Annotated in this window: 18 protein-coding genes and 1 pseudogene; 10 read left to right on the top strand and 9 right to left on the bottom strand. The window is 36.8% G+C overall.

Features of this window, described 5'->3' with window-relative positions; genetic code table 11:
* Nucleotides 1-53: 53 nt before the first annotated feature.
* The 5 genes from D1092_RS06005 to D1092_RS05985 are packed head-to-tail and all read right to left on the bottom strand — an operon-like array spanning nt 54 to nt 4580.
* A complete protein-coding gene (locus tag D1092_RS06005; RefSeq protein WP_120122603.1) occupies nt 54-1052 on the bottom strand; it encodes a TrbL/VirB6 family protein in 999 nt (332 codons plus the stop codon).
* Nucleotides 1039-1578, bottom strand: coding sequence for a type IV secretion system protein VirB5 (locus D1092_RS06000; RefSeq protein ID WP_120122602.1), 540 nt, complete (start codon nt 1576-1578; stop codon nt 1039-1041). The genes D1092_RS06005 and D1092_RS06000 overlap by 14 nt, the downstream gene beginning before the upstream one ends.
* Nucleotides 1565-3928 (bottom strand): VirB4 family type IV secretion/conjugal transfer ATPase, encoded by a 2364-nt coding sequence (locus D1092_RS05995; RefSeq protein WP_120122601.1) that lies wholly within the window; start codon nt 3926-3928, stop codon nt 1565-1567. The genes D1092_RS06000 and D1092_RS05995 overlap by 14 nt, the downstream gene beginning before the upstream one ends.
* Nucleotides 3929-3950: 22 nt before the next feature.
* Nucleotides 3951-4259 (bottom strand): VirB3 family type IV secretion system protein, encoded by a 309-nt coding sequence (locus D1092_RS05990; RefSeq protein ID WP_120122600.1) that lies wholly within the window; start codon nt 4257-4259, stop codon nt 3951-3953.
* The gene (locus D1092_RS05985; protein WP_120122599.1) at nt 4260-4580 is read right to left on the bottom strand and encodes a TrbC/VirB2 family protein; all 321 of its coding nucleotides are present in this window, start codon (nt 4578-4580) and stop codon (nt 4260-4262) included. It lies immediately after the preceding gene.
* A 392-nt stretch (nt 4581-4972) separates the two neighbouring features.
* Here D1092_RS05985 and D1092_RS05980 point away from each other — a divergent pair, with 392 nt between their 5' ends.
* The gene (locus D1092_RS05980; protein WP_120122598.1) at nt 4973-5698 is read left to right on the top strand and encodes a hypothetical protein; all 726 of its coding nucleotides are present in this window, start codon (nt 4973-4975) and stop codon (nt 5696-5698) included.
* Between the two features lie 652 nt (nt 5699-6350).
* On the opposite strand, the gene D1092_RS05975 is transcribed toward D1092_RS05980, so the two are convergent.
* Nucleotides 6351-6704: a helix-turn-helix domain-containing protein gene (locus D1092_RS05975; RefSeq protein WP_120122597.1), complete on the bottom strand. Its 354-nt coding sequence runs from the start codon at nt 6702-6704 to the stop codon at nt 6351-6353.
* Nucleotides 6705-7964: 1260 nt separating this feature from the next.
* Between D1092_RS05975 and D1092_RS05970 the strand changes: the two genes are divergently transcribed.
* A complete protein-coding gene (locus D1092_RS05970) occupies nt 7965-8810 on the top strand; it encodes a TIGR01459 family HAD-type hydrolase (RefSeq protein WP_120122596.1) in 846 nt (281 codons plus the stop codon).
* Nucleotides 8810-9826, top strand: a complete 1017-nt coding sequence (locus D1092_RS05965; protein ID WP_120122595.1) for a bifunctional riboflavin kinase/FAD synthetase — start codon at nt 8810-8812, stop codon at nt 9824-9826. The genes D1092_RS05970 and D1092_RS05965 overlap by 1 nt, the downstream gene beginning before the upstream one ends.
* Nucleotides 9827-10443: 617 nt before the next feature.
* Here D1092_RS05965 and D1092_RS05955 read toward each other — a convergent pair.
* The gene (locus D1092_RS05955; RefSeq protein WP_120122593.1) at nt 10444-10773 is read right to left on the bottom strand and encodes a protein tyrosine phosphatase family protein; all 330 of its coding nucleotides are present in this window, start codon (nt 10771-10773) and stop codon (nt 10444-10446) included.
* A 1207-nt stretch (nt 10774-11980) separates the two neighbouring features.
* Here D1092_RS05955 and parA point away from each other — a divergent pair.
* From parA to D1092_RS05925, 7 genes are all read left to right on the top strand, one after another.
* Nucleotides 11981-12607: a ParA family partition ATPase gene (gene parA, locus D1092_RS05950; RefSeq protein WP_120122592.1), complete on the top strand. Its 627-nt coding sequence runs from the start codon at nt 11981-11983 to the stop codon at nt 12605-12607.
* Nucleotides 12607-12834, top strand: coding sequence for a hypothetical protein (locus D1092_RS05945; protein WP_120122591.1), 228 nt, complete (start codon nt 12607-12609; stop codon nt 12832-12834). The genes parA and D1092_RS05945 overlap by 1 nt, the downstream gene beginning before the upstream one ends.
* Nucleotides 12835-13963: 1129 nt before the next feature.
* Nucleotides 13964-14236, top strand: coding sequence for an EexN family lipoprotein (locus D1092_RS05940; RefSeq protein ID WP_120122590.1), 273 nt, complete (start codon nt 13964-13966; stop codon nt 14234-14236).
* Nucleotides 14237-14436: 200 nt separating this feature from the next.
* Entirely contained in the window at nt 14437-14712 is a 276-nt protein-coding gene (locus tag D1092_RS05935) for an EexN family lipoprotein (RefSeq protein ID WP_120122589.1), read from the top strand.
* A gap of 201 nt (nt 14713-14913) precedes the next feature.
* Complete coding sequence (locus D1092_RS05930) at nt 14914-15132, top strand: EexN family lipoprotein (protein ID WP_120122588.1); 219 nt, start codon at nt 14914-14916, stop codon at nt 15130-15132.
* Between the two features lie 2397 nt (nt 15133-17529).
* Nucleotides 17530-17694 (top strand): hypothetical protein, encoded by a 165-nt coding sequence (locus tag D1092_RS09480; RefSeq protein WP_167309301.1) that lies wholly within the window; start codon nt 17530-17532, stop codon nt 17692-17694.
* A 318-nt stretch (nt 17695-18012) separates the two neighbouring features.
* Complete coding sequence (locus D1092_RS05925; protein WP_120122587.1) at nt 18013-18417, top strand: flagellar protein FlgN; 405 nt, start codon at nt 18013-18015, stop codon at nt 18415-18417.
* A 1251-nt stretch (nt 18418-19668) separates the two neighbouring features.
* Here the strand turns inward: D1092_RS05925 and D1092_RS05920 are convergent.
* A pseudogene (locus tag D1092_RS05920) lies at nt 19669-20021 on the bottom strand (helix-turn-helix domain-containing protein).
* Between the two features lie 1493 nt (nt 20022-21514).
* On the bottom strand, nt 21515-24859 hold the full coding sequence (locus D1092_RS05915) for an autotransporter outer membrane beta-barrel domain-containing protein (RefSeq protein WP_120122584.1): 3345 nt from the start codon (nt 24857-24859) through the stop codon (nt 21515-21517).
* Nucleotides 24860-24890: the final 31 nt, after the last annotated feature.

Here is a 24890-nt window from a genome sequence, read left to right as displayed (position 1 = left end):
GCGCACGCAAGGAAAAAACAAAAATACTTATCCTTTTAAAGAGGTCCTTTATCTTAAAACCGTCCACGACCCCCCCCTCCAGAGCTTCCTGCTTTTGCTGCTGCGCTTGCAGTACCTTTACCGGCAGCTCCTGAGATGTTTAAAGTAGCACTTTTTATTGCATTAGCACTCGCTCTTGCACTATTGGCAACCATTGTGAAAATCTGTCCTCCCGAAGAGATACCAGCGTTAAAGTATGGTCCGCCAGAGGCTAGTGCCGTGGCAATACTGGGAAGTGCACGGAAGATAATAACCCCTATGATGGAAATGACCACGACAGGAGGGAAAAGAACGTAAATTGATTCATATGAAAGTCTGAGAACATGTAGGATAACTTGACATATAATTGTTCCAAGCATGATTACGAGAACTTGTAAAATGGTAAAATTGACCAAAGTTGTAATCCATGCATCGGTATATTTTCGTGTTGCATTGAACAAATATAAACTAATGAACAGAGGTCCAAGACCTATAATAATGACCAGTGCAACTTGTGCAAACATTTGGACAACAAAACCACCTATACAAAAGAGAATAACAGTGAAAAGCATTAAAGCACCAAGAATCCCCACAACGATCTTTTCAAAAAGCCAAGCATTATATAAGACTTCTTGATAGCGATCACTTGCCTTTAACAAAATATAATCAAAAACATTAGAGTTTGTGGGATTTCTGTTTAACGCATTCCCAATAGCGTTGGACAAATCATTGAAGAAAACATCTTTGACATAACTATTAAATGTATCCGCATTCGTTGCCATTGTTGTTACAACAACGATTTTAACAACATTATTGAGAAGACTATGTGCAGAAAGTGCAACACGACCTGTCATAACATTATAGCCATAAAGAAAGATAAAAATGATTGCGGCAAGATTTAAGGGCGCTGAAACAGCAGAAGATAACCCATTCACCATTGCGTTCATCACATTTTCGAGGGGGTATAAAATATACCCCGCAATGCTTGAAAATGGAGAAAACTTATCAAATGTAGGAGGACTATAGTTTGACATCTGTACCAATGCTTTCAAGTTTTTCTTTTAGTTTTTCTTCTTTTTCTTTTAATTGTGCTTGAAGTTGTTTATGTTTTTCTTGCTCCTTTTCTTCACGCAGCTCTTCTTTTGTCTTCGTATCTTTGGCTTGAATCATATCAAGAGATTGAAGTTTTAAAGCATTCGCTTGAAGATCGGCTTGAAGAAGAGAAACTTTTACTTGAAGTTCTTGCTGAAGGGTTTGAAGTTTCTGCAATTCTTCAAGTTTAGATTTCTTTTCATTTTCATTTTCAGTTTCAGCTTTGGTTGTTGCTGTATTTATTTGTGCTTTAAGTTGTTCAAGTTGATCTCTTATCTCGTTGATTTTTTTTGTCTTTTCAGTTACAGTCTTATAAATACTCTCAGCGGTTTCTGATTTCGCAATATCGAGTTTTTGTGTGTTCTCGAGTGCTTGTTTATAATATTCATCAGCATCCGGGGAGATTTGTGATAATGCATGAGGGATAAAAGAAAAAGATAACAGTGTTACTAAGCTATATTTTTTCATTGTTTTTTCTCCTTTGATAAAATATGGGCAGCCATTTATTAGGGTCTGCTCCATATTCGGTTATAATTTCATTCATGAGTTCAATATTTTGAGTTGTGCCGCTTAAAACGGCGATCTCATCGTTCATCCCACGTAAATTAAGTTCTGCAACGACAGAACTTTGTCCTTGCTTGACGAGAAAACGACGGGATTCTCTGCTTAATTCTGACTGTATCAGTTCAAATTCACGTTCAGTGAGTTTGAAAGCTTCGACATAATCATTATAATTTGCTTTTTGATTGGGAAAAAATATTTGGGTGGGGCATTGCTCAATAATTGTGTGTGCGATTGTGGAGTTCAAAGCGTCTTTGGGGCTTTGTGTTGCAAAGAGCATCATGCCATTTTGTTTACGGATTGTTTTTAGCCGATCTTGCGCAAAAGCTTTGAATGAATCATCTTCTAAAGCTTTCCAGAATTCATCAACGACAATAATGATACGCCGTCCATCAATCAGATCAAGAATGCGGTGAAAGAGATACATCATTAAAGGGCGACGAATTTCTTCGTTGTCTAAGAAATCGGTCATGTCATAGCCAATGAATTGTGCATTTAAATTGAGATCATCTTGATCATTGTCAAAAACCCATCCTAAATCATTTCCCCTAATCCAGCGTTGTAGTCGTATGGCAATCCCTTCTTTTGATGTGTTGTCAAAAAACAGCTGAAGCGCACCAAGAGAGCGTTGTGTTGGGGGTAAATTTTCTAAAGAATCGATGGCTTTGGCAATTTCTTGTCGCTCTTCTTCGGTCACAATTTGCCCTTCAGCTGTGACAAGCTTTAAGATCCAATTGCGAAGAAAGATTTTATTTTTTTCGCTGTATTCCATGCCCTTTAAGGGAGAAATACCGGTGGGCTGTCCATTTTTTAAAGGTTTATATTTTCCTCCCCCAGCGCGTACAAAAATCTCTGCTCCTTGATCTTTGTCAAAAAAAACCATGGTTGGATTGTGTTTTTGTAATTGTGCAAGAAGAAAATTAACAATCACTGTTTTACCAGATCCCGATGGACCACAAACAAACGTGTTTCCAAGATCACCATAATGAAAATTAAAATAGTAAGGTGAACCAGCTTGTGTTTTGAGCAAAGCGACAGCAGGCCCCCAAACATTATTGTCCAATTTGCCAACGGGAAAAGAATGGAAGGGCGATAAAGCGGCAAAGTTTCTGCTGGTAATGGCGCCTGAACGCGCACGGTAGCTAAAGTTTCCAGGTAATTGCGCCCACCATGCAGCTTCCAATCCTAAATCTTCTCTGGCAATAACCGCACCTCCATTGGTTAAATGGGAGCGTGCTTTTGATAAGTTCTCAGTCAATATTTTGGGGTGATCGGCAAAAACAGCTAAAGAAATATGATGTTCGCCCAAAACAAAACGGTTTGACTCTAAATCATCCAAGGCTTCATCTAGCGCATCAATTTGTGAGCTAGCACGATCGGCTGCATTAATCATTTGATTTTGCTTGCGGCTCATAATTGCACTGGCGGCCGCTTTACTTTTAAAAACAAAGGATTGTGCTAAGATAAATTCAAACGGAACCGTAAGCAAACCATCGGTCATCCCTGGGCGTGTTTTAGAAGGGTATTCTTTCCAGCCAAACATGCCGGCAAAGCGTTCATTACTTTCATGACGAATTTCGATAGTTTCTTTTCCAAAAATAACGCGATCTGAGTAGATCGTTGAAGCAATGGTGCCAAATGTCAGAGGAATACGTTCACGTCTTCCTCCCACCAATTGATGGAGAAATTCACTTTGTTCGGAAAATAAAAGCCCTTCATGTTCATAGATTGTTAGGAGACGGACTCCATATTCCTCTAAACCTTGCATGAGATCTTGGCTTAACTCTTCGAGTTTACGAATAGCTTCTTCATCGGGTTCAGATTGTGTTTTTTTTGCTTTGCTCAAGCGCTGAAAAAATGAAGCTAATTGCTGTGTTTTGTCCGCTGCAGGATTCCAAAGCAATGAAATAAATAGATCATTACGATACAGCTCTTGCGAAACCATTTTCTTTTTGTATTTTTCATCTAATGTTGTTGCAAAAGATGAAAGAAAATGACCTTCTGGATAAATGGTTTCACGACGGCGAATGATGTGAGAATATAAAGCAACCCGTTCATCTGCGATATTTTTCAAAAGAGTATTTAACTGGTTATGTAAAGAATTGATTTGATCAATATCTGCTGTGTCAAAATTTACACCTTCAACAGCCATCACAACCATTAAACAACGTGAATTTAAAGCAATGACATGCTGGTTGATGTAACGTATATAGGGAATATATTCTTCAGGCAAAGTTTCCCGTTTCATCATTGACATATGTTTCACCGGTTTTGTTCCTTTAGCTTAGTTCCTTATAAGTGCGGACAAGGCGTAAGGGGGAGGTAGAACCTCCTCCCCATCGGCTGAGATTTTTTTGTTTTCCTCTTGTATTGAGCCACACAAATAATATGCGAAATTGGTTGTGATCATATTTTGTCACTTCACGCAAAATAAAGTGCATCCCAACTCCAAGACCAAACATGGTAAAATCACTGGTCACAATAAAAAGAATGGATGTCGCCATAACATTGAGTGCCATCGCTTCCATTGTAACACCAACAAACATGGCTGGGCGTGTACAGGCAAGGAAAAGGGTATCTTCGTTCATTTATGCCGTCCCTGCTAATTTAGCGACAAGAGAGGGGGCACCAAAAACAAGAGCAATACCGAGAACACAGTAAGCTGCTTTGCGTAAATCAATAAAGCCGTACATCCAACCAATACCTACACCAGCAACACATATAATGGCAATTAGCCTTGCCGTTGGACCCGTCATCACTGCGACAATGTTGCCTAAAACACCATCAAGATTTCCAAACCCCCCACCATTAGGAGCAGGAGCAGCAAAAGAAGGATCGGATACAAATACTGCTGTAAAAAGCAGCATGGTCACGATAAAAATGATGTTCTGAAATCTACTATCTGTCATTTTACCTCTCTTTAACAAACAATATTTGTTCATCTGTCGACATTCCATTGCCTCTAACCCCTGGAGAATTCTGTTATTCTATGACAGTCTAAACTCCTCGTTTTTTTGTTTTAAAAGTCTTGATTGTGGATTTTCTCACTCTCAGATACTTTTTTTAAAGAGACAGAAGTCTTTTCAAATTAAGATTGTGGTATATGAAAATGGCAATTTTAAGTTGTACTTCTGATTAAGAAAACGATATTAAAACAAAAAAGAAGGAATATTATTATTTACAAAATGTAGTTAACGTACAACACAGGTATTTATATTTTTTTCTTTAAAAACAAGGGGATTGCTGATAAATAATGTGAAAGGATAGAAAAATATGAATTTTTTAGCGAGTGTGTTAAGAAATGCTATTTAAATGGATTGTTATTATTTACATTATGTTTTCCATAGTGTGGGGATTAAGCCAATATAAAGATAAAATAGATTTTAGCTTTCTTGAAATATTAAAAACGCAAGATATCCAAGATATTGTAGATCTCTACAAGAAAGAAAAAAAATTAAGTCAATCGATTATCCAACAGTCCTTAGAAAAAAATGAACCATCGTTTGATCGACAGAAGAGTATTGTATCAAATGATGGTGTGCATAATATGGTTGTTTTTCATGGTAAGGCATCGGTTACAAGTGGGGTTACATTTAAATTACTAACGCCTTCTGCACAATCTTGGCGCTCCCATATAACCCGTGATATTCATCTTTATGGTGTGGATACATGTGCACCACGCCAAAAAGCAAAATTAAAGGATCAAGAATGGCCCTGCGGTGCGGTTACAACGGCTTGGCTTGTCACCAAAACACTTGGTCAGGATTTATCCTGTAAACGGGCTTTTATGCACAATGGTATTTATTATGCGCAATGTTTTGTTCAAGGGATTGATTTAGCTGAGGCAGGTCTTACAGAAGGGATGTTGGTGCTCCCAAAGGAGGGTAAAAATCCTCTTCCAACACAGTATCATCATGCAGAAGAAAAAGCACGTAACAATAAGATTGGTCTTTGGTCAAGCGACTTCACCGAACCCTTCAAGTGGCGACGAGATAATGGATCTTATAACCCGTTTGCAAGCCCTTGATTGATTTTATTGATTTTCCTTGATGTTTATTACAAAAATGTGTGAGATCAGGACAAATCTGACAATCTCATGAAATGCTGTTCTTTGAGGTTGGTGATATAGAAGGTGATATGAAATAAAGCAAGTCAATGTGTTCACTTAAAAAGCCGGATTATCGCATTGTTTACAGACTGAACTAGATTGAAACGTTTTTGTGCTTAAAAGGTGTGTAGGAGACTAGATTTTTAGGACATTTTTGCGCGTAGCGTTACATGGAATATTGTCCTTTGAGAGGTTGAAGTTAGCTCAGTGAAACTGTTAGAGACGACATTAGATTGTCGCTGGTCCTTTTAAAACAGGGGAGGTGGAGAGGATAGAACCTTTCCAAGTTTGGAGCAGCCCAAAGACATGTTGCTCAACATTTTAAGGCTTGTATCATGAATTGTTTTCATGGATGTCTCTAGTGCTCTTGCCATGATGTGTTTTAAGATATTGTCAGAGGAATATTTATGAAGCAGTATGAAGGCTTATGAAAAGAAAATATTGTGTTTCCTATCGTAGGAAGTCAATCAAAGAGAATTTGAAAAAATGCGCTGTGATATAAGTTGCAAGCGTTTTGTTTTTAGAACAGAAAGCAGATTACAGGATAAAAATCATTTAAAACGCTTTAATGCTAATCAGAAATTAATTTTAAAATGGCTTTCTGTTTGGCAGATGTCAGAATTCTAAAACTTTTTAAAAGCAAAAATTCTTCTCTGTTTGATGCGACTTCTTCATGAGGGTACGAGGTGTTTTCTTTTGTGATAATATCCGTGTAAAAAAAGGAAACCGGAACATTTAGGATATCGGAAATTTCCTTTAAGCGCCCTGCACTTACACGATTTAAGCCTTTTTCATACTTTTGAATTTGTTGAAAACTTACCCCTAAAGCGTCTCCTAAGGTTTTTTGAGACATTCCCAATATTTTTCGCTTCAAGCGAATTTTTTTACCGACAAAAAGATCAATATTAAGGTTCTGAGTTTGCATTTGCCCCCTCCGGTTGCGAGCGCCCTCGCATAAGTATTCCGGGAGTAACAAGCACTGACCTCGAATCAGCTTTTTGCTTTTAGTGCGTAAGACACACCTGGACATAGCAAAAACTCCCGGAATTCCGGGATACCCGCAAAGCGGGATAAATTTATGTATCGAGGTTTCGGGCTTGTTTTCCCTATTGGTCGTTGCGTATGCGACCAAAACATCTTTTGATGTGTAAAGTAATTTTAGGAGATTAGCAATAAAAATTGTTTTTTTAGAATGAAGAGATTTCTTAAATTAAGAGACTGTTTGCCTTTCAAATTTTTTTAAAATTCACTTACAAAACTTATGTTCTCAGCCCTGTATTTGATGAAGGGAGCCCCCCCATGGATTTAAGATTAAGCGCCCTAGGGAAGAACTAAAGAGGTCTTTGATCAATAACCAAAATGGTTTTTCTTATGTGGTTGAGATATCATGATGAGAGAGGAAAAAATCTTCATAAATGGATATTCTTCATGCAAAACATACTCAAAACAAAATAGATTTGGTTGTTGTCTATACCTGCTTATTTTTAAAAGATTTTTCTCAATTCTCATACGTATTTTACGAATGATGCTACGTGAAATGTATCAAGGTAAAGCTTCTATGTAGGATAAATGCCATGTTTCTATCTTTACTGAAAAAAAGATGCATGACGGCATAGATGCCACATACTCTTTGTTCGTTCAAAATACTTTGATAGTTTCTACATTTGAATTTGAGAGATTTTATTCTTTATCTTTAAGTGTTTTTATTATTTCTTCTACTTAATGAATGGGAAAACGAAGTGTTTTGATTGATTCAATATAAATAGATTTTGAAATGAGAAAAGATATTTGGGATTCCCATGAGGTTTGAAGAATAAACGATAATTATAAATTTAAGGATTTTATCCTTAAGGAAGTAATTTTAAAGCGTTTTTTATCTGTTTATTTTCAAATTAAGAACTTGAGTGCTTTCGCTAAAAAGCTGTATCAACGCAGTTGTTGTTGGAATTGAAGTTTTTATGAAGAAAATGAGTATTGTGGAATGATAAGCTTTTGCTATAAAGCGCTTTAGAATTTTGCACAGGCTTTTGATACCTTATTTATTTTATCATTTCTTATGATCTTTAATAAGTGATGCAAAGTTGGGATATGGTTTGAGAAAGCAGATGACAGAAGTCTTATCTTTCGCTAAGTAGTTTTGAAGTAAAAGACAGCTTGATCAATGACAAAGAGAGATAGGTCCCCCATGAATGAACTTACCCATATTGAGACTGTTATAGAACGTTATGATGCTGTTTTTTGTGATGTGTGGGGTGTTGTGCATAATGGTATACAGGCATTTGAACCAGCGTTGAAAGCGTTGTATAAAATTCGACAAATGGGAAAAACGGTCATTTTATTGACCAATTCTCCTCGCCTCCGGGAAGATGTTGCGGCTCAATTACAAAGCATGAATGTTCATCGTGACTATTATGATGCCATTATCACGTCAGGGGATGTCACACAGGATCTCATTTGTGCTGCGCCACGTAAAGTTTTTTTCATCGGTCCAGAACGTGACTTGGTGCTGTTTGAAGGATTGACGTGTGAATTTGTTGAAGAGTGGGAGGCTTCTGTTGTCGTTTGTAGCGGTTTTCTTGAAGACTTTGAAGAAGACCCCTCTGCTTATGAGGCGATGTTTCGTCGCATAAGAGCGCGGAATTTACCATTTATTTGTGCTAATCCTGATGTGATTGTTCATTATGGAAATAAGGAATTTTGGTGTGCTGGCGCATTGGCACGTCTTTATCAACAATTAGGAGGGGAAGTCCGCATCGCTGGAAAACCCCATGCCCCTATTTATGAGTGTGCCTTTGAAAAACTTCAAAAAATGCGTGGAACAGTAACAAAAAGTCAAGTTTTAGCGATTGGTGATGGTCTTTTGACGGATATTAAAGGAGCGGCCCAATTTGGTCTTGATGCTCTTTATATTATGGGAGGGATTCATTGTTATGATTATATGCAAAATGGTGTGGTGGATAAGCAAGCTTTGCATACTTTTCTAGAACGTCATGGTTATAGACCACAAGCAATCATGTGGGCACTTCAGTAATGGCTAATTTTTTACGTCTTCAGGGAATTCATATGTTTCCCTCGGTTTGGCGGGGAGCTGTGTTGGCACTTGGAAATTTTGATGGTGTTCATTGTGGGCATCAGGGGGTGTTGCAAAAAGCACTTGATTTTGCGCGGATAAAAAAGAAACCCGCTGTTGTTTTAACCTTTGAACCGCATCCAAGAAGTTTTTTTCAACGTTCAGCGCCTGTTTATCGTTTGACTGAGGCTGCTGAAAAAGCTGAAATTTTTAAAATCCTTGGCTTTGATGGCGTGATTGAACAGCCCTTTGATGCTCAATTTGCTACTCTTTCAGCCGATGAATTTATCAAGTCTATTTTAAAGAAAACTTTTGATGTTTCTGTTGTGGTGACAGGTGAAAATTTTCAATTTGGTCATAAGAAAAGTGGAAACGTTTCTCTTCTTTGCCAAAGAGGAGAAGAAGAGGGATTTGAGGTCGTTCAAGTTCCTTACGTTTCTCATCCAGGTGTTTTTCGTCCTCAGGATTTACAACCGTTGATCATTTCCTCTAGTTTTATTCGGCAACTTCTTTCACAAGGGGAAGTTGACCAAGCAGCCCATTTATTAGGGTATCGCTATCGGGTATGTTCCAATATTATTCAAGGCGACAAACTTGGACGTCTTTTGGGATTTCCTACTGCTAATCAGATGTTGCCTCCTCAAGTTCGTTTGGCTCATGGTGTTTATGCGGTACGCTTGCGTCGCACTAACGGTGTTTTATATGATGGTGTTGCAAGCTTTGGTTGTCGTCCAACCGTTGTTAAAGATGGGGCTCCCCTTTTGGAAACCTATTTATTTGACTTTAATGATGACCTTTATGGGGAAAGCTGTACCGTTTCTTTTTTCCAATTTTTGCGCGGACAAGAAAAATTTGATAGGCTCGAACCTTTGATTGCACAAATGCAGCGTGATGAAAAGAAAGCAAAAGAAATTTTAAAGACAGTCCAACCCTTATCACAGTTGGATCGGCTGCTTACTTTTAAAAATATGCTCTAAGTTTATCTGAAAAAGATAGAAGAGCTGTTAAAATAGCACTTAAAGTGATGATAAGCACAAACATATATTCCAAAACATCACGGAATATATGTTTTTTGCGTTGTTGAGAGGGAGAATCGAATATCTGAAGATCTGATTGAGGCATTGTCTTTTTCAAAGTTAATTGTATGGCTTTTGTTGTCAATTAGAACTTTACTGCTTGTTTCTTTCTGATCCGTTAAAATTCATGATGAATCGTGAATGAATAAGGACACAGCATCTTTGGAAAGAAGAGATGAGAAGAAAAAAGAGAGCTGTTTTTTAACTTCTTGCGCTTTTAACTTTAGAATTTTACAAAATTTAAAATCGATAATTTTTTTTCTTTTAAAAGTTTATCGCTTGCATGCAATTTGCCTGCATTTTTGTAGCTTCTTGATGGCTTTAGAGGTGGAGGTTTGTTGTCTATTTAAGAGAAAAACTTTCTTATCATGTCCTAATGAAGAGTGCTCCTTAACGGGGGAGTTCCCAAGTGGAAGCTGTAGGACAAGCATTTTTGACAGATGATTTTTTATAGACTGGTGTGAATTTAAGAACTTTTGTTTTTTAGAGTGCAGGATAGCGCCGCATGAAGCCTATGATTAAAGACGTGCTAAATGATAAAGATGCAGTGAACGCGTTCCACGATGGCAATAGGCGAGGAGAGGTAAAGACGCTGTTTTTAAAATTGTCTGCATGGTTTCAACATCTGATTTTTTTATGGTTGGAGGCGAAATGGGAAGGTAATAGGCTTTTATGCCATAGTCATTTGCGACCATTTTTATACTTGAAAAGTCAGGTTGATTAGGTTCTTCGTGATCTGGACGGTTACAGATAATTGTTTTAAAACCAGCTTCTGCTAATGTTTTGATATTTTCTATGCTCATTTGTGCACCGATAAAAATATCAGGGTCAATTTGCTGTAAATTCATTTTTATTTATTCCCAATTTCCCGACTTTTACGATACTCTGAGCTCTATAAAAGACATGATGAAGGATAATTTAAAGGGCATCTTAACAAAAATATTCTTTTTGTCGAGAAGACTTGCTTGGAAAAATGTGTTGTAAGATGCAACATATTCGATCTTGAATAAGATATTGACCTATTATTTAACTCGCGTTAGAACCTTGAATATCGTAGCATTCCCTTATTTCAAGTCTGTTTCATGGTTGCATCAGTCAAGATCTCTTGCTGATAAGCGGGGGCGTGTGGAGTGAAATTGTATAAGATAAGGGGAAAATGTCTTTTTATGAACCGTTTCAAGGGATAAGAGCTTTATACAGCCCATAAGCTGGCACAAGTCGTGTAATGGGGGTGGTTTTGCTCTTTCTTAAGTGTAAAGATAGATGTGCTCAATAGATTGACTTTTATAAAAGATAACGCTCTTTATGGACGGTTCATTGTTGTCACGAAGTAGAGCCCATTGTGTTGTTTGTTTATCCTTATTTTCAAGTTCATTACACTGTGTTGCGCGGCAAGATATCTCTTTTAAAGAGTATAATACTCATTGTACACACCTTTTCTTTCATTTAAGAAAAGGGACAAATCGACACAATTATATACTATATACGAGCCACCGATGCGGACCACAGTTCTTAACAGTTAAGACACTTCATAAGATGTATTTTTACCTTTTTATCGTGTTTATTCTCATATGTTCGTTCTGCTGGTGATGGCATATAAATGATTTTAATTGATTGAAGATAAAAGAGGAAAATGAGCGAGTTTTATGGATTTTGCTTTTCTCATTCAATATGGCCTCCTCCTAAATCCTCCAGGGACATTTGTTATTTTTTCAGGGCAAAGGCTTTTTTATTGGGGGAGATCAAGGCTTTTGTGAAGAGGGAAAAATCCAAAGGAGATTATGCTTGATCAATTGGCGTGGATTTGAGAAATTTTTATTTTAAGGCAGGGGAAGAAGAGCCTATTGCTTGTTTAAATTTATCTTTTTCTTTCAAGAATATTCCCTTCAGAATATTTGGGGCTTTATACTAAAAGAATATTCTAAAGACAAATTGCGGGTTGTCATTTTTATCGTAAAAGTTAGCAGAAGTTGTTGTTTTGTAGATGTTGGATACTTGCTTCTTTTGTTGTTTTCAGTATAATCGCAAAAACGATAATACTGAAAGATGTAACGAATGATCATTGGACTTTTGAATCAAAAAGGGGGTGTTGGAAAAACTACGTTAAGCGTGAATCTGGCGGCCAGTTTTGCACGTACCGGGGGACGGGTATTGCTTATTGATGTTGACCCACAGGGGAGCGCATTGGATTGGGCTGCTGCGCGTGAAGAGGCGCCTTTGTTTTCTGTTATTGGTTTACCGCGTGCAACGGTTCACAAAGAGATTACACAGATTGGTCATAGTTATGATTATATTATTATTGATGGTCCCCCGCGTGTGACGGACCTTGCGCGTAGTGCTCTTATGGCTTCGGATTTTGTGCTTATCCCTGTTTTGCCTAGTCCCTATGATATTTGGGCTGCTGATGGAATTGTAAAGCTGATTGACGAAGCACGCGTTTATAAAGAAAGTCTTAAATCTGCTTTTGTTATTAATCGTAAAATAGTCAATACAGCGATAGGGCGTGATGTAAATGAAGCGCTTGGCATATACCCCGTCCATGTTCTTTCTTCTAGCGTTGCACAACGTGTGATTTTTGCAGAAGCTGCAGCCCAAGGAAAGGCTGTTTATGAAGTTGATAAGCAAGGACCAGCCGCCGCAGAGATTGAAGCCGTTGCAGCGGAAATCAAGGAGTTCGTGTGATGAATAAAAAAATTAAAATTGGTACAAAACCAACCAATAAATCTATCCCTTTAACGGCTGATGCATGGGTAGGAAGCCCTAAAGGAAACGCGAATGGAGGGATGAAGCGTCTCACGATCGATATCCCAGAAACTTTGCATCGGTTAATGAAGGTAAGTTGTGCAAGCCGTGGAACTAAAATGGCTGATGAGGTGCGCGAACTGCTTGCAAAAAAATACGGAAAATAAAAATAATATACGATAATCGATATATGATAATAAATGTGCGTTGGTTTGTTTTTTTAAAGGTGATATCGGTCAGTTTTTACATGAAATTAATCGTGATAGAAGCGTTCATTTTTTTACGCGGGTTGTTTCATTTAAATTATTTTGTATAAGACTTATTTCATGAAAGAGTCATAAACCTATAAAAAATTCTTCATTTCAACTCTTCTCCTATGGATGTGATCATCCTCCCCTTGATATTTTTATTATCGCTGGATAGGTCAGTTTATTCTTCCATAACAATTGTCTTGATCATGATTTTAATGTGGAGTTATTTGTTGTTTATTTTACTGAAATACCATGGGTAAATAATGTAAATTAACAGTAGCTTTGATTGTTTTTTTCTGTTAGAGGGGGCTTTTTTAAATTATATTCATGTTTATCAGAGGGGATGAAAATCAATAAAATTAACTGATATGAGCGTGCTATAAGCTTTCCTCATAACCAAAAGAAATCATAGAGTATGATATGAAGTTATTTCTTTCATTTGTGTAATTTTATAGATTATGTGTGATTTTATAGACTGAGTATTGAATGTTACTTGATGGTAAGTAAAGAACTTTTTATGGCTATCAGGAATGTATAAGATCAATTTTTAGAGTTTCTGTTAGCATTTGAAAAGTGTCGGGGGGAGTTTACGTTTTTTCTTTCTCGACAAATTAAGAAAGTGGATTAAGAAATAAGCAAGAGCGCAATCAAATCATTAAAAGAGTTGTTGTTTCGTTTGCAGAAAATTTGCAATGGATCTAGGTATGGTGAATTTTTGATACCATATTTGTGTTGCTTTTCATGATGAAGGGGTTTTTGAAGAAAAATTCTTGAAAAAAGTGATTAAAAAGCTTTTTGAAAATATTAAGATATTAAATTGCTGCTAAGTTTAAACCGCTCAAATCTAAAGAGCCACTGCGTAGATAACATTACAAATACAAGTCCAATAAAACAACTCTCATGATGCAACATATTGGCGTTGAAGGTGTTCGTATTTATCAAAGGAAAAGTATACGTAAGAGCACAATACAAGGATTTTGTGAAACCAATGATGTCGTTCTCAAAGTATAAAACAAGTCAGTATAAAATAAAAAGAGGGGTAACCATGAACAAGATCATTCTAACAGCACTGTTGTTTTGCACAGGGCTTGTGGCTGTTGGTTGTGAAAAAAACTACAGTGTTGAGGAATTTAAGAAAGATAAAAAGTTGATGCAAGAATGGGGAAAGAAATGCGATAAAATGGGACCCTCTGCTTTTGCAACTAAGAATTGTCAAAATGTCATGCAAGCCGATATGGAACTTTTTCAAGAGCATTATAGAAATCTTGCAAAGGAACTTCGTGAAAATAGCAAAAAGGGGAATGAAACTGAAAAATAGCAGGACAATCATTAAATTATAAACAATATCGATAGGAGGATGCTTTTTTGCAATTCTATTGATTTTAAGGATTGTAAAAAAATCGCGTACAGGAGTTGGATTTAAAATTTTTGAAAATGGACAATGAGCCAAATGTGTAATTTAAAGAGAGCGCTCAATTGTGTCCAAATTTTATCATCTAAAAGAAGGGGAATTTACCGATGAATAAAGTCATTATTACAGCATTGCTGTTTTGCATTGGATTTGTTGTTGCTGGTTGCGAAAAAGAATATAGCGTAGAAGATTTTAAGAAAGATGCTAAATTACGCAAAGAGTGGAAAGAGAAATGTAATAAGATAGAGCTATCTTCTATTACGAAATCCCAAAATTGTATAAATCTTGTACAAGCCAATGCGGACCTTGTTCAAGAGAATTCTGAAAAAATTTTAAAGGAATTGCTCGGAAATAACAAAAAGGGGCATAAAACGAGAAAATAGTAAAACAGCAATTAAATTATAAACAATATCGATAGGAGGATGCTTTCTTTGCAATTCTATTGATTTTAAGGATTGTAAAAAAATTGCGTACAGGGGTTGGATTTAAAATTTTTGAAAATGGACAATGAGCCAAATGTGCAATTTTAAGAGAGTGCTCAATTGTGTCCAAATTTATCAATCTCAAGGAAGGGGAAATTATTGATGAATAAAGTCATTATTATAGCATTGCTGTTTTGCATTGGATTTGCTGTTGCTGGTTGCGAAAAGACTTATAGCGTAGAAGATTTTAAGAAAGATGAAAAATTGATGCAAGAATGGGGACTGAAATGTGAAAATATGGAAGAATCTTCCAGAGATAAATCTAAAAACTGTCGAAATGTTAAACAAGCATATATGGAATTTCTTTTTGGCTTTCATTAAAAAATAAAACTCAATAAGAGATTGGACTGTTATTGAGTTTATTCTGTTTTTTGGATTTTTGTTCCTAACTTTTGGGGCGCTTTTGACTTTAAGAGCTAATCTTTTATGGTTTGCACTCTTTGTGGAATAGATGACATATTGCATCTGTTCCGCTAAAAAGTGCTTTCAATTGTGGTATTGTTGCACCGGAATGAGCCGCCGCGTGTTGCGATCATTTTTCAAACTATGCGCTGATTTTTTTAACATCTTGGTTGCATGCATGATGAAATATGAGATTCAATTTATGTGGCAGAGTTTAATACAAATAAATATTTTATCATACAAAGAAAGGCATTAGACTTTACAGCTAATTTTGAAAAAATCGAAAGAAAAATATCTGTTTGGAATTTACTTTTTTTCCGTTTTTAAGAGAAGGAAAAAAGTATTTTGAATGGATTTATTATTGTTTTATAGTCAAATGTTTTTCTCACACTATTTTAAAAAAAAATGCTTTTTATTTGAGAATATTATTATTTCAGGTGAGGGCGTGAGCCATTTATACTAGGAGGGTTTTGCTGGATCTGTGATGTGTTAACCGCTCTCCAAGTTTACTCCCCTTTTCTTGCTGTTTTTATTATAATTGTGCCGTCGTATTATCATTTTGAGTAGTGGTGGAGCCCATGTAAAATTTACGCATGCGTTTTTTGTTCTTAAGGGGTCGTATTCTTCGGACAATGCTTTGATGTGTAAAGAGTGTTCACTGTTTTTATCTTGAATAAGCTCCCGATACTCGTAGAACTCTCTCATTTCAAATATGTTCTAGGTTAAGCTATGCAACCCCATGTTTTTGCACGTCAAAAATGAAAGTGTTCCCTCGTGAATAAAAAACGATTGAAAAGGCAGGTAAATGCCTTTTATAAATTTATCTCAAGAGCCAAGGGATAGACCATGAGGGGCTTTGGTGTATGATGGTGCATCTTTCTTTTTCATAAACGTCAAGATGGTGGTGCTGCATAAGCTTCAATATTATCCTTTGGGGGCGTGATATGCCTTGAAGGAGGAAGTTAATGATAAGCTACTTGATAAGAAGATAAATTGTTTACAGATTGAATCTGGTTGAAAACTCTGTCCTTTAAGGGGAGGGATGACGTTGGGATTTAAGGGAGCGTGAAAAGACAAAAACTAATAGTTAAAAATGCAGATAAAAAATAGAAGTTAACACCAAAAGAGTTGCAAGCGATGTTTGAAATTGGGAGGTGATTTATCGAGAGAGCTGAAATTTTACTTTGATCTTGTGAAAAATTAAGATGCTTATTTGCACAGATTACGAAAAGCTAAAAGACTTATGCTTCGTATATTTCTATGACGAATGCTAAAAATACAACAAAAGCATTGAGGGTAATAATCAAGGTTGAATAAAGCATCGCGGCTTTTATGAGATCAGCCATAAGAGCCTCTTTCTGTTCTTTTGGAGGTGATTTTAATTAAGTAACAATATGTTACAGCCTGTAATATATGCGGATATAACATATTCGGCAAGCTTAAAATTTTTCTTTATTTATAAAGGTTTTTGAGGCGTTTGAGCACTGTGAGTGCATAAAAAAAGAAAAGCTTTAAAGTCAATATTAATTGATTTTATAGGTTTTGTATTGCGTCAAATTCTTTTATCCCATGATGCCATAAAATACGGTTATTTATGGCGGGAATATAAGGCATGTAAGTTTTTTGAAACGTTTCAGTGTTTTTTTATTTGTGTGTTAAGTATCTTTTAGTATGCGAGTGAATATTTGTAGGTTTGTTTGTTGAGTTTTTCGTTCAAGTGAATCTCATGAGGAGGAGTCGAGAGAAGCCTGCTTGACAAAAACTTGGATTGTATACACAGCAGATGGAGTTAAGTTTTTTGTTTTTTAAGGTATGGGGAGAAAGTCAAATAGGCTTTTTAATCGATTTTACCTCATAACAAGATTAGTTAAGGCTGTTTGGGATATATTTTTCCACGAAGAAAGAAATGTTCCAAATGAAATATTCTTATGTTGCATATTCATGCGCTTGTTTTTTTCAAACAATCGCATGAATATGAGATTAAAGGTGTATCGAACGGATGGGTTAAGAAACGCTTGAAAAGGTTCAAAAAATCTTATATAGTTTCTCACTGCAAAGAAAAGCAAAATGATAATTGAAAAAGAAAGATGGATGGCTATTTAGCTATTTTAAGGTGTCTTTTTTATAGTGCTATGTGGCTGGTCTGTTCAAAAGAGAGTTCTTTTTGTGTTTTATGCAAGGTATTGCATGTATGTAAAAAGAGTAAAGAGAGAGCGTGTGGGTATCTTTTTGAATGGATGCAACTAATCTTGTAGGGTGCTGTCTTATGCGCACCAGAAAGTATGCAAGTTTAGGTGAAGGGAAAGCCATAAAGTTATGGAGGGTAAATATTGCTATCGGTGGAATGCTGAAGTCCTTAATGGTCTTAAGTCTTTCTTTGCTGTGAATTTTTGTCGGCAAGTGTTTTTTATTGCCAAGGTTATCGTTAGAGAGCTGTTGTTTTCTGTCGAAGGATTGGGGATGGTAAAACAGACAAAATAAAATAAGCAAGGGTAAAATAAGCAAGGCGAAATAGACAGAGAAAATTTGGAAGTTTCGATATTGCTGCGCAGAGGTTTAAGTCTATAGCGTTTTGGTGAATGCGTGTAGTAGCAATAATAGTTTTGGAGCAAAGCAAGAAAATATTTCAGAGAATATGTTGAAAGTTGAAGTGGTACGCACTTTTAAGGGTTGTTGTGCTGTTGTCTGGGCAATGTTCGCATCACGAGCGCGAGTGGGTGTATCAGCATTGAAGAAAAACTGTTTAATCTCTCTGATTTGAAAGTAAGATTGAACAATATGATTGAAGGGGAAATAAAAATGTCTGTAGTGCAATATGGTGATGATAGTTTTGCTGCAAAAGCAAAAGCTCTTGATAATAACCTTATTGATCGTGATTGGGCAATGACAAAATTTGTTGCTGCTGTGAAAGGATTAGCCCAAGTGGTTGATTATGAAAGCAATATGCTAGAAAGCAGTGGTGTTCCAGATTACGAAGAAATAAATTTATGTAAAATACGTGGTTTGCGTGATCTTAATAAATCGATGAGCGATGTGAGACGTTACATGAATCAAGATATTGAGCATGAGGTTGAAAGTTTGCTGTCTGATTTACAAGAAAAAATACAGCGTAATAGTGAACTACTTCAAACACATTTAAATGCAGTCAATGATCTTTCGCAAGCTATGCAATTCTCTGGACTTGCAAAGGAATTAGAAGAATAATCTAAACTTCGTTTATATCGGTTATTTTGCGCGATTATAATGATGCGGTAGGGAAGTGGTTTGAAGAAAGAGTGTGTTGTTTAGTTTTTATATTTTAAGCGCGTTTGAGTATTTAAGTTATCTTTCTGCTGTTCTGTAAAATAGAGTCTACAGTCTCTTTTAGGTGATGTGAAGCGCACACCTTTGTGGTGAGTCAATTGAAGCGGCTTTAAGAGAAGGCAAATTTTTTATGGAACATTGTTTTACGGAGTGGGTTGGTAGGCACTTCATTTTTTTTCGTTTAGGGAAGGGGGATAAGAAAATATTAAGACCGCCCCGTGATGCCTTATGCAACCGTTTCCTTTAAAGTATGGTGATATGAAGCGGTTAGTTACTTCAAGCTCTATGTTTGAGATGAAAAGGTGGTTTAGTATTTTCTCTTCTATTGTCGTTTTGTATGCCGATTGGAGCACGTGTATCTCTGTTGGGATAAATGGAGGTAGCTTCATTGGGGGAATTATAAAGCTGTAAAGGTGATATTTTTATCATCATCTTTTTGCTTGAGAGCTTTTAAAAGAATTTAAAGCACTGCCTTTTAAAGAGTGAAGATCATACATTTTTTCATGTTTTTGTTTATTGCATTTTTAATGGGACCACGCCCTTTATGCAAAGCAGAGCGATTCAAAAAGAATAGATTTATTCTTTACAATAAGCGCGACATTGGAAAGAATATTTCTCAAGGCGTGTCACACCCATTTTGTAACAGTGTCGATTTCGTGATGTTGGTCTGTGGTGTGACGGTACCCATGAAGGTATAAAATCTTCATGGAAATAATATAAAATTTACAGAACACTCTCATCCTTATAAAGAAGTAAGTTGGCATTGTCATACTTTTCAGCAACGTCACTTTGCCATTTTCCAATGTTGCAACAGCTTTTGGCTCTTGAGATTCTTGGGGTACTTTTATTCTTTTTTGTTTACACCTTTGCTTGTGATGGGCAAACAAGAGATTTTGATTGATTACAGATCTGAGGAGGAAGTAAAGGAAAAACAAGAGAGCTCTCGCCATGATGCGTTTTAAGATATTTTCAGAAATATTTATGAAGCGGCATGAAGGCTTATAAAAAGAAAGTATCGTGTTTCATATCGTAGGAAGTCGATTAAGCGGAACTTGCTCAATTAAGAAGTCAAATTGTTTAAAAATTGCAAGCGTTTTGTTTTTAGAACAGAAAGCAGTTACAAGGATAGAAATCATTTAAAACGCTTTAATGCTAATCTGAAATTAATTTTAAAATGGCTTTCTGTTTGGCAGATGTCAGAATTCTAAAACTTTTTAAAAGCAAAAATTCTTCTCTGTTTGATGTGACTTCTTCATGATGGTACGAGGTGTTTTCTTTTGTGATAATATCCATGTAAAAAAAGGAAACCGGAACATTTAGGATATCGGAAATTTCCTTTAACCGCCCGGCACTCACACGATTTAAGCCTTTTTCATACTTTTGAATTTGTTGAAAACTTACCCCTAAAGCGTCTCCTAAGGTTTTTTGAGACATTCCCAATATTTTTCGCTTCAAGCAAATTTTTTGCCGACAAAAAGATCAATATTAAGGTTTTGAGTTTGCATTTGCTCCCCTCCGGTTGCGAGCGCCCTCGCATGAGTATTCCGGGAGTTAAAAGCACTGAACTCAAATCAGCATTTTGCTTTTAGTGCATAAGACACACTTGGACATAGCAAAATCTCCCGGAATTCCGGGACACCCACAGAGTGGGATAAATTCATGTTTGAGTCTTCAGGCTTTTAATCCCTATTGGTCGTTGCGTATGCGACCAAAACACCTTTTAATGTGTAAAGTAATTTTAAGGAATTTACAATAAAAAATAGCTTTTTAACCAGAGGCGGTGTTTTCTCATGTAATTAAAGAAGGCATCGCTCTTTTGATCCTATGATCTTTCCATATCCGGAGGATAATATTTTACAAGCGGATAGCTTATTTTGTGCATTGGATAGTGTTCAGAAAATGATGCAGGGTATTTTTCTTTGCCAATGAATAATGTCGTTATGGAGACCCTTTGGTTTGTGTTTTTACACCGCCGGTTGCGAGTGCCCCCTTATGCGTATTCCGCGAGTCTAAAAGTACTGAGCTCAAATCAGCATTTTGCCTTTAGTGCGTCGAGCACTTGGACAGTGCAAAATCTCCCGGAATTCCGGGACACCCACAGAGTGGGATAAATTCATGTTTGAGTCTTCAGGCTTTTAATCCCACTTGATCGTTGCGTATGCGACCAAAACACCTTTTAATGTGTAAAGTAATTTTAAGAGATTGGCAATAAAAATTGTTTTTCTTAAAATGGATAGACTTCTTAAATAAGAGACTATTTGTCTTTCAATTTTTTAATATGCGCTTACGAAACTTATGTTCTCAAGATCTGTTTTTCATAAAGGAAACAACGAGGTTGTTAAGTTTAAGGCTATCTGTGTTGTGCTATTCTTAATCAATAACCAAAATGACTTGTTTTGTCCTTTTGCTGCGGTTGAGAGATCATAATGATAGGGTGGAGCTTTCATGAGCGGACATGCTTCATATAAAATAAAATCCCCAAAACAGAATAGATTTGTTATGGTCCATTCATATGCTTGTTTTGAGGCGATTTTTCTCAATATTTACACTTATTTCCGCAATAGCACTCATGAAGAGGTCTAGGGTGCTTTTTGAAGTGTATAAGCCTTTATGAGTGGTAAAAAAGAATGGTATAAAAGCGGTTATTTTTATGCATAGCAAAGGAGTGTAAGCTGGTCGTATGATTCACTTTGCTCATTTCCCCGTGTTGCTTTCTGTTGTGGTTCATAAAGAGGCATTTTTTTGTGCCGTTTTATTCCATTGAAATTCTCTCGGCTTGTGATGTGCAAGCAAAGCGTTTTGATTGCTTTAAAATGAACAGTTTGGACATAAGAGAATGCTAAGCTCTTTAGTTTTTTATGTGATTGGTAAAAAATATTATAAATCAATATGTTTTTTGATAAAAGGATGATTTTTGAAAATTTTAAAAATAGACGTTTAAATAACAAGCAGCACATCGTGCTGCTTGTTATTTTATTGAAATTAAAGTGCTTTTGCTTTAAAAATGATACCGTATTCCGCCAGAAACATTGGTTCCCGATACACCGGTTTTTTGCAGTTTTTGTCGATAGCTAATATCGCCATTCAGCACAATATTCTGAGAAAGATAGGCATTCACTCCTATGCCTCCCTCAATTGAAGAACCGGTAGGATCAAGATCAAAGGTATCCGCAATTTTTATTGTTTTGCCGTCACCAAAAGTTCTGATAACATTCATTTTTCCATAGAAGGAAACAGCTTTGTTTTCTTCTACAGTTGTTATTGTTTTTGTTAAACGTCCACCAAAACGGATCAACCATTGACGCGGATTGCCCATGTCTACTTTTAAACCATTGGCATCTGAGAAAATATCAAACATGAGATTTTGGTAAATCAATTGCGCTTGTGGTTCAAAGACTAGCCCTTTTATACCGGTTGTTAATTTTTGACCAAGGGTTGCAGAGAGATTAAGGATTTCAGTTCCATCCAATTTTGCAGCATTCCCAACAAGAGCGGTAGTAATATTTCCTTTTAACTTTCCGTAAGAAAGAAGTGTGTTGATATATAGACCATTGCTATGTTGGAGGCTACTATAAGCGGTGATGGACCATTTATCAAGGGTTGTCTTTTCAGAATCCTGCATCTCTTTTGGTGTAAAGGCAAGTTTTCCGTATGTTCCTAAAAGACCAAAATGTGCGCTTATATCTTTGCTTTCCGAGGTGGCTAATATAGCCCCCAATTGTAAAGCTTTATAATTCACATCAGCATCATAACCATAGCGCAGAGGGCCGCGGTTGGAAGATAAGGTAACTTTCTCGCCGTAGGAGGAGAAAAAGAGATTATGCTTTTTATGATCTGCTGCACTAAAGGCTGTTGTTCGCATCGCATCTAATAACCTGTTCTGGTTGTTTACATCAGCAAATCCAGAAGAAAATAAAGTATTCGGTAGGGTTAAATAGTTTGCTACCTGTGGTAAAAGCGCTCGAACTTTTTTATCCTTATCAATGTAGGCATTCTGTAAGCGGAAATCCCAGAAATCACTTTTCTTGCCAAAAAGACTTTGGCTCTCATGAGATGTTCCAGGTTTATAGCTTGCGAGGATATATTTATAAGGTTGTCCACCTATTGTCATATAGTTTCCGGCGAGTGTGAAGGAATTTTCGTTTGCCTGTCCGGAAACTTGAATGATTGAAACTCCATGTGTCCCTAAAGGAAGTGACGCCATCTGTTCTCCCCAAATAACAGAACCATCGGTTATTGTTTTATCTGTTTCTTGGAGATTAATGTGAACAATGGTATTCCCAGATACATCACCATTAATCACAATACGATCGGTTTGTTGTTCCGTGACAGGAGAGTGTTTGTTCCATTGAGTGTTGACATAAATCTCTGCAACACCTGTTGCACTATAAACTGCTGCAGTATGCGCTGTTCCATCTTCTTTTGGACGTTGAGGGCCTATAAACAAAGTTTGGTAATGTCCTTCCTCAGGCTTGTTAAACATAATGGCACTGTCAGTAAGGCGCAATACAGAAAGATTAGAGAATGATTTTTCATCAAGACCAAACTGTCTATAATCATACGAAATAATATCGTTCTCTGAGAGACGATCATTATTTATAGTGTTTTTATTGGGTTTTAAGAGCCATTTTGTCTCTTTTTTTAGATCAAAAATTGTTCTATTATTCTCAGAGGTTCTTACCCGACCTTCTAAAAAAGAGTGCTCCGCAACCAGTGTAAGGGTGTTTGTGGATTCATTTTCGTTTTTTATATTTTTTAATAAAGCATCAGCATGAATTTCTGAATTTTTAAGACTGATAACACCGTTTGTGTTTGTTCCATAAAGGCTGATACCTACACCATTTTCAACAAAAAATTTTGTATTTTCTAGATTTACTTTACCGACAATATTTTGTTTCTGAATGGCGTTGGCATTTATTCCAGCATTGCGTGGATGTCGCCTTTGAGAGACATGATATGGATTATTGCGAAAAATAATGCCATTTGCTTCAAATTCCCCTGTGATTTGGATGTTTGAATCTTTAAGATTGATTGTCCCCTCTATGTTGACCAATCCCGCTGTTTCCGCTGTCACCGTAATATCTGTGGCATCAATTTCTCCACCCTCTGAGACACTCAGTGCAATAAAACCCGCATCAATGCTTCCCCCATTCATTTTGATTTTTGAATTATTTCCCTCAGCACTGACCGCATTCCATCTGTCTTGAATTTTTTTGTTATGCAGAGTGATAGTGTTACCGTTCTTAGCCTCAACGCCAGCGCTTATATCTTCGATTCGTGAAGGATTTTCAGGCTGTTTTACGGGGGATATTGGTTGTGAAAGCTCTGATTTCTCAGATGTTTTTTGTGCAGAGACAGAGTGCGCAGGCGCTGGTTTCACAGATTCTGATGCCCCCTGTGATATTGATTTTCCGGCTGCTGGTCTTAAAGACATTGATGAGAGTTCTGGCTCTTTAGGTGCCGGTGATTGCTCTGCTGTTGGTCTTGTAGGTTTTGATTCTTTAGGACTTGATGATACTTCTGTTGCTGGTTTTTGAGGCTCCAGTCCTGTGGGATTAGAGTTTGTAGGTACTTTTTGTGCAGTTTCAGTTTGCGTGGGCGTTGATTGTACAGATTTTGTTGATACTTTTGTTACTGGTTTTGTAGGCTCAGGTATTTTAGGTGTTGACTGTAAATTAGGTGAAGGTTGTGTTACTTCTGGCTGTGAAGTTACAGTAGAATTGGGTGCTGTTTCTTCACTAGAAGAATCTGTAGGAAAAGAAGAGACACCTGAACGTCTTCTCGATTTGGCTACGTCTGTTGTTGAAGCTGTCCCTGCCGTTGGAGCTTCTGTTGCTTTAGTTGTTGATGGTTGTGTTCCTTCTCGAACAGGTACAGAATTTTGTTTTGAGGATGAAGCTGCGTTTTCATTCGTTAATTTTGGGGATGAATTTTTTTCTCGAGAGTTTTGAGAAGACCTCTCAGATGGTTGTGAGCGCGTTGAAGAGTGTGCCGTTCCCCCAGTAGAGTCTGTACCGCTTCTTAAATTTCCTTCACGTTGCGTTTGGAGCGTTACACCATTTGTAGAAGTTACAGCACTCGTAGAATGAAGGAGAGTAGGTGCGCTCGGTGTTGAAGGTGGAGAGGAAGGTTGAGGTAGAATAGGTCGTCCAGTTCCATCACATGGATCAGTATACGGATCAAAAACTCCGGTTGTATTTACTGGGCAGTTAACATGAGTGGGTTGTGAAGAAAAGGGATCTCCCATTGGTGATGGAGGCGTGCTATGAAGAGCATAAGATAAGCTGGTAGAAGAATAAAACAGAACGCTAGAAACTGTGTATAGTAAAACATTTTTTTTCATATGGATGTATTCCTAAATATTTCCCCTCTCT

This window comes from Bartonella krasnovii (genome assembly GCF_003606345.3).
In the GTDB taxonomy this organism is placed as follows: domain Bacteria; phylum Pseudomonadota; class Alphaproteobacteria; order Rhizobiales; family Rhizobiaceae; genus Bartonella; species Bartonella krasnovii.
Note: the sequence above shows the minus strand (reverse complement) of the source record. Positions and strands in the feature narration are given on the sequence as shown.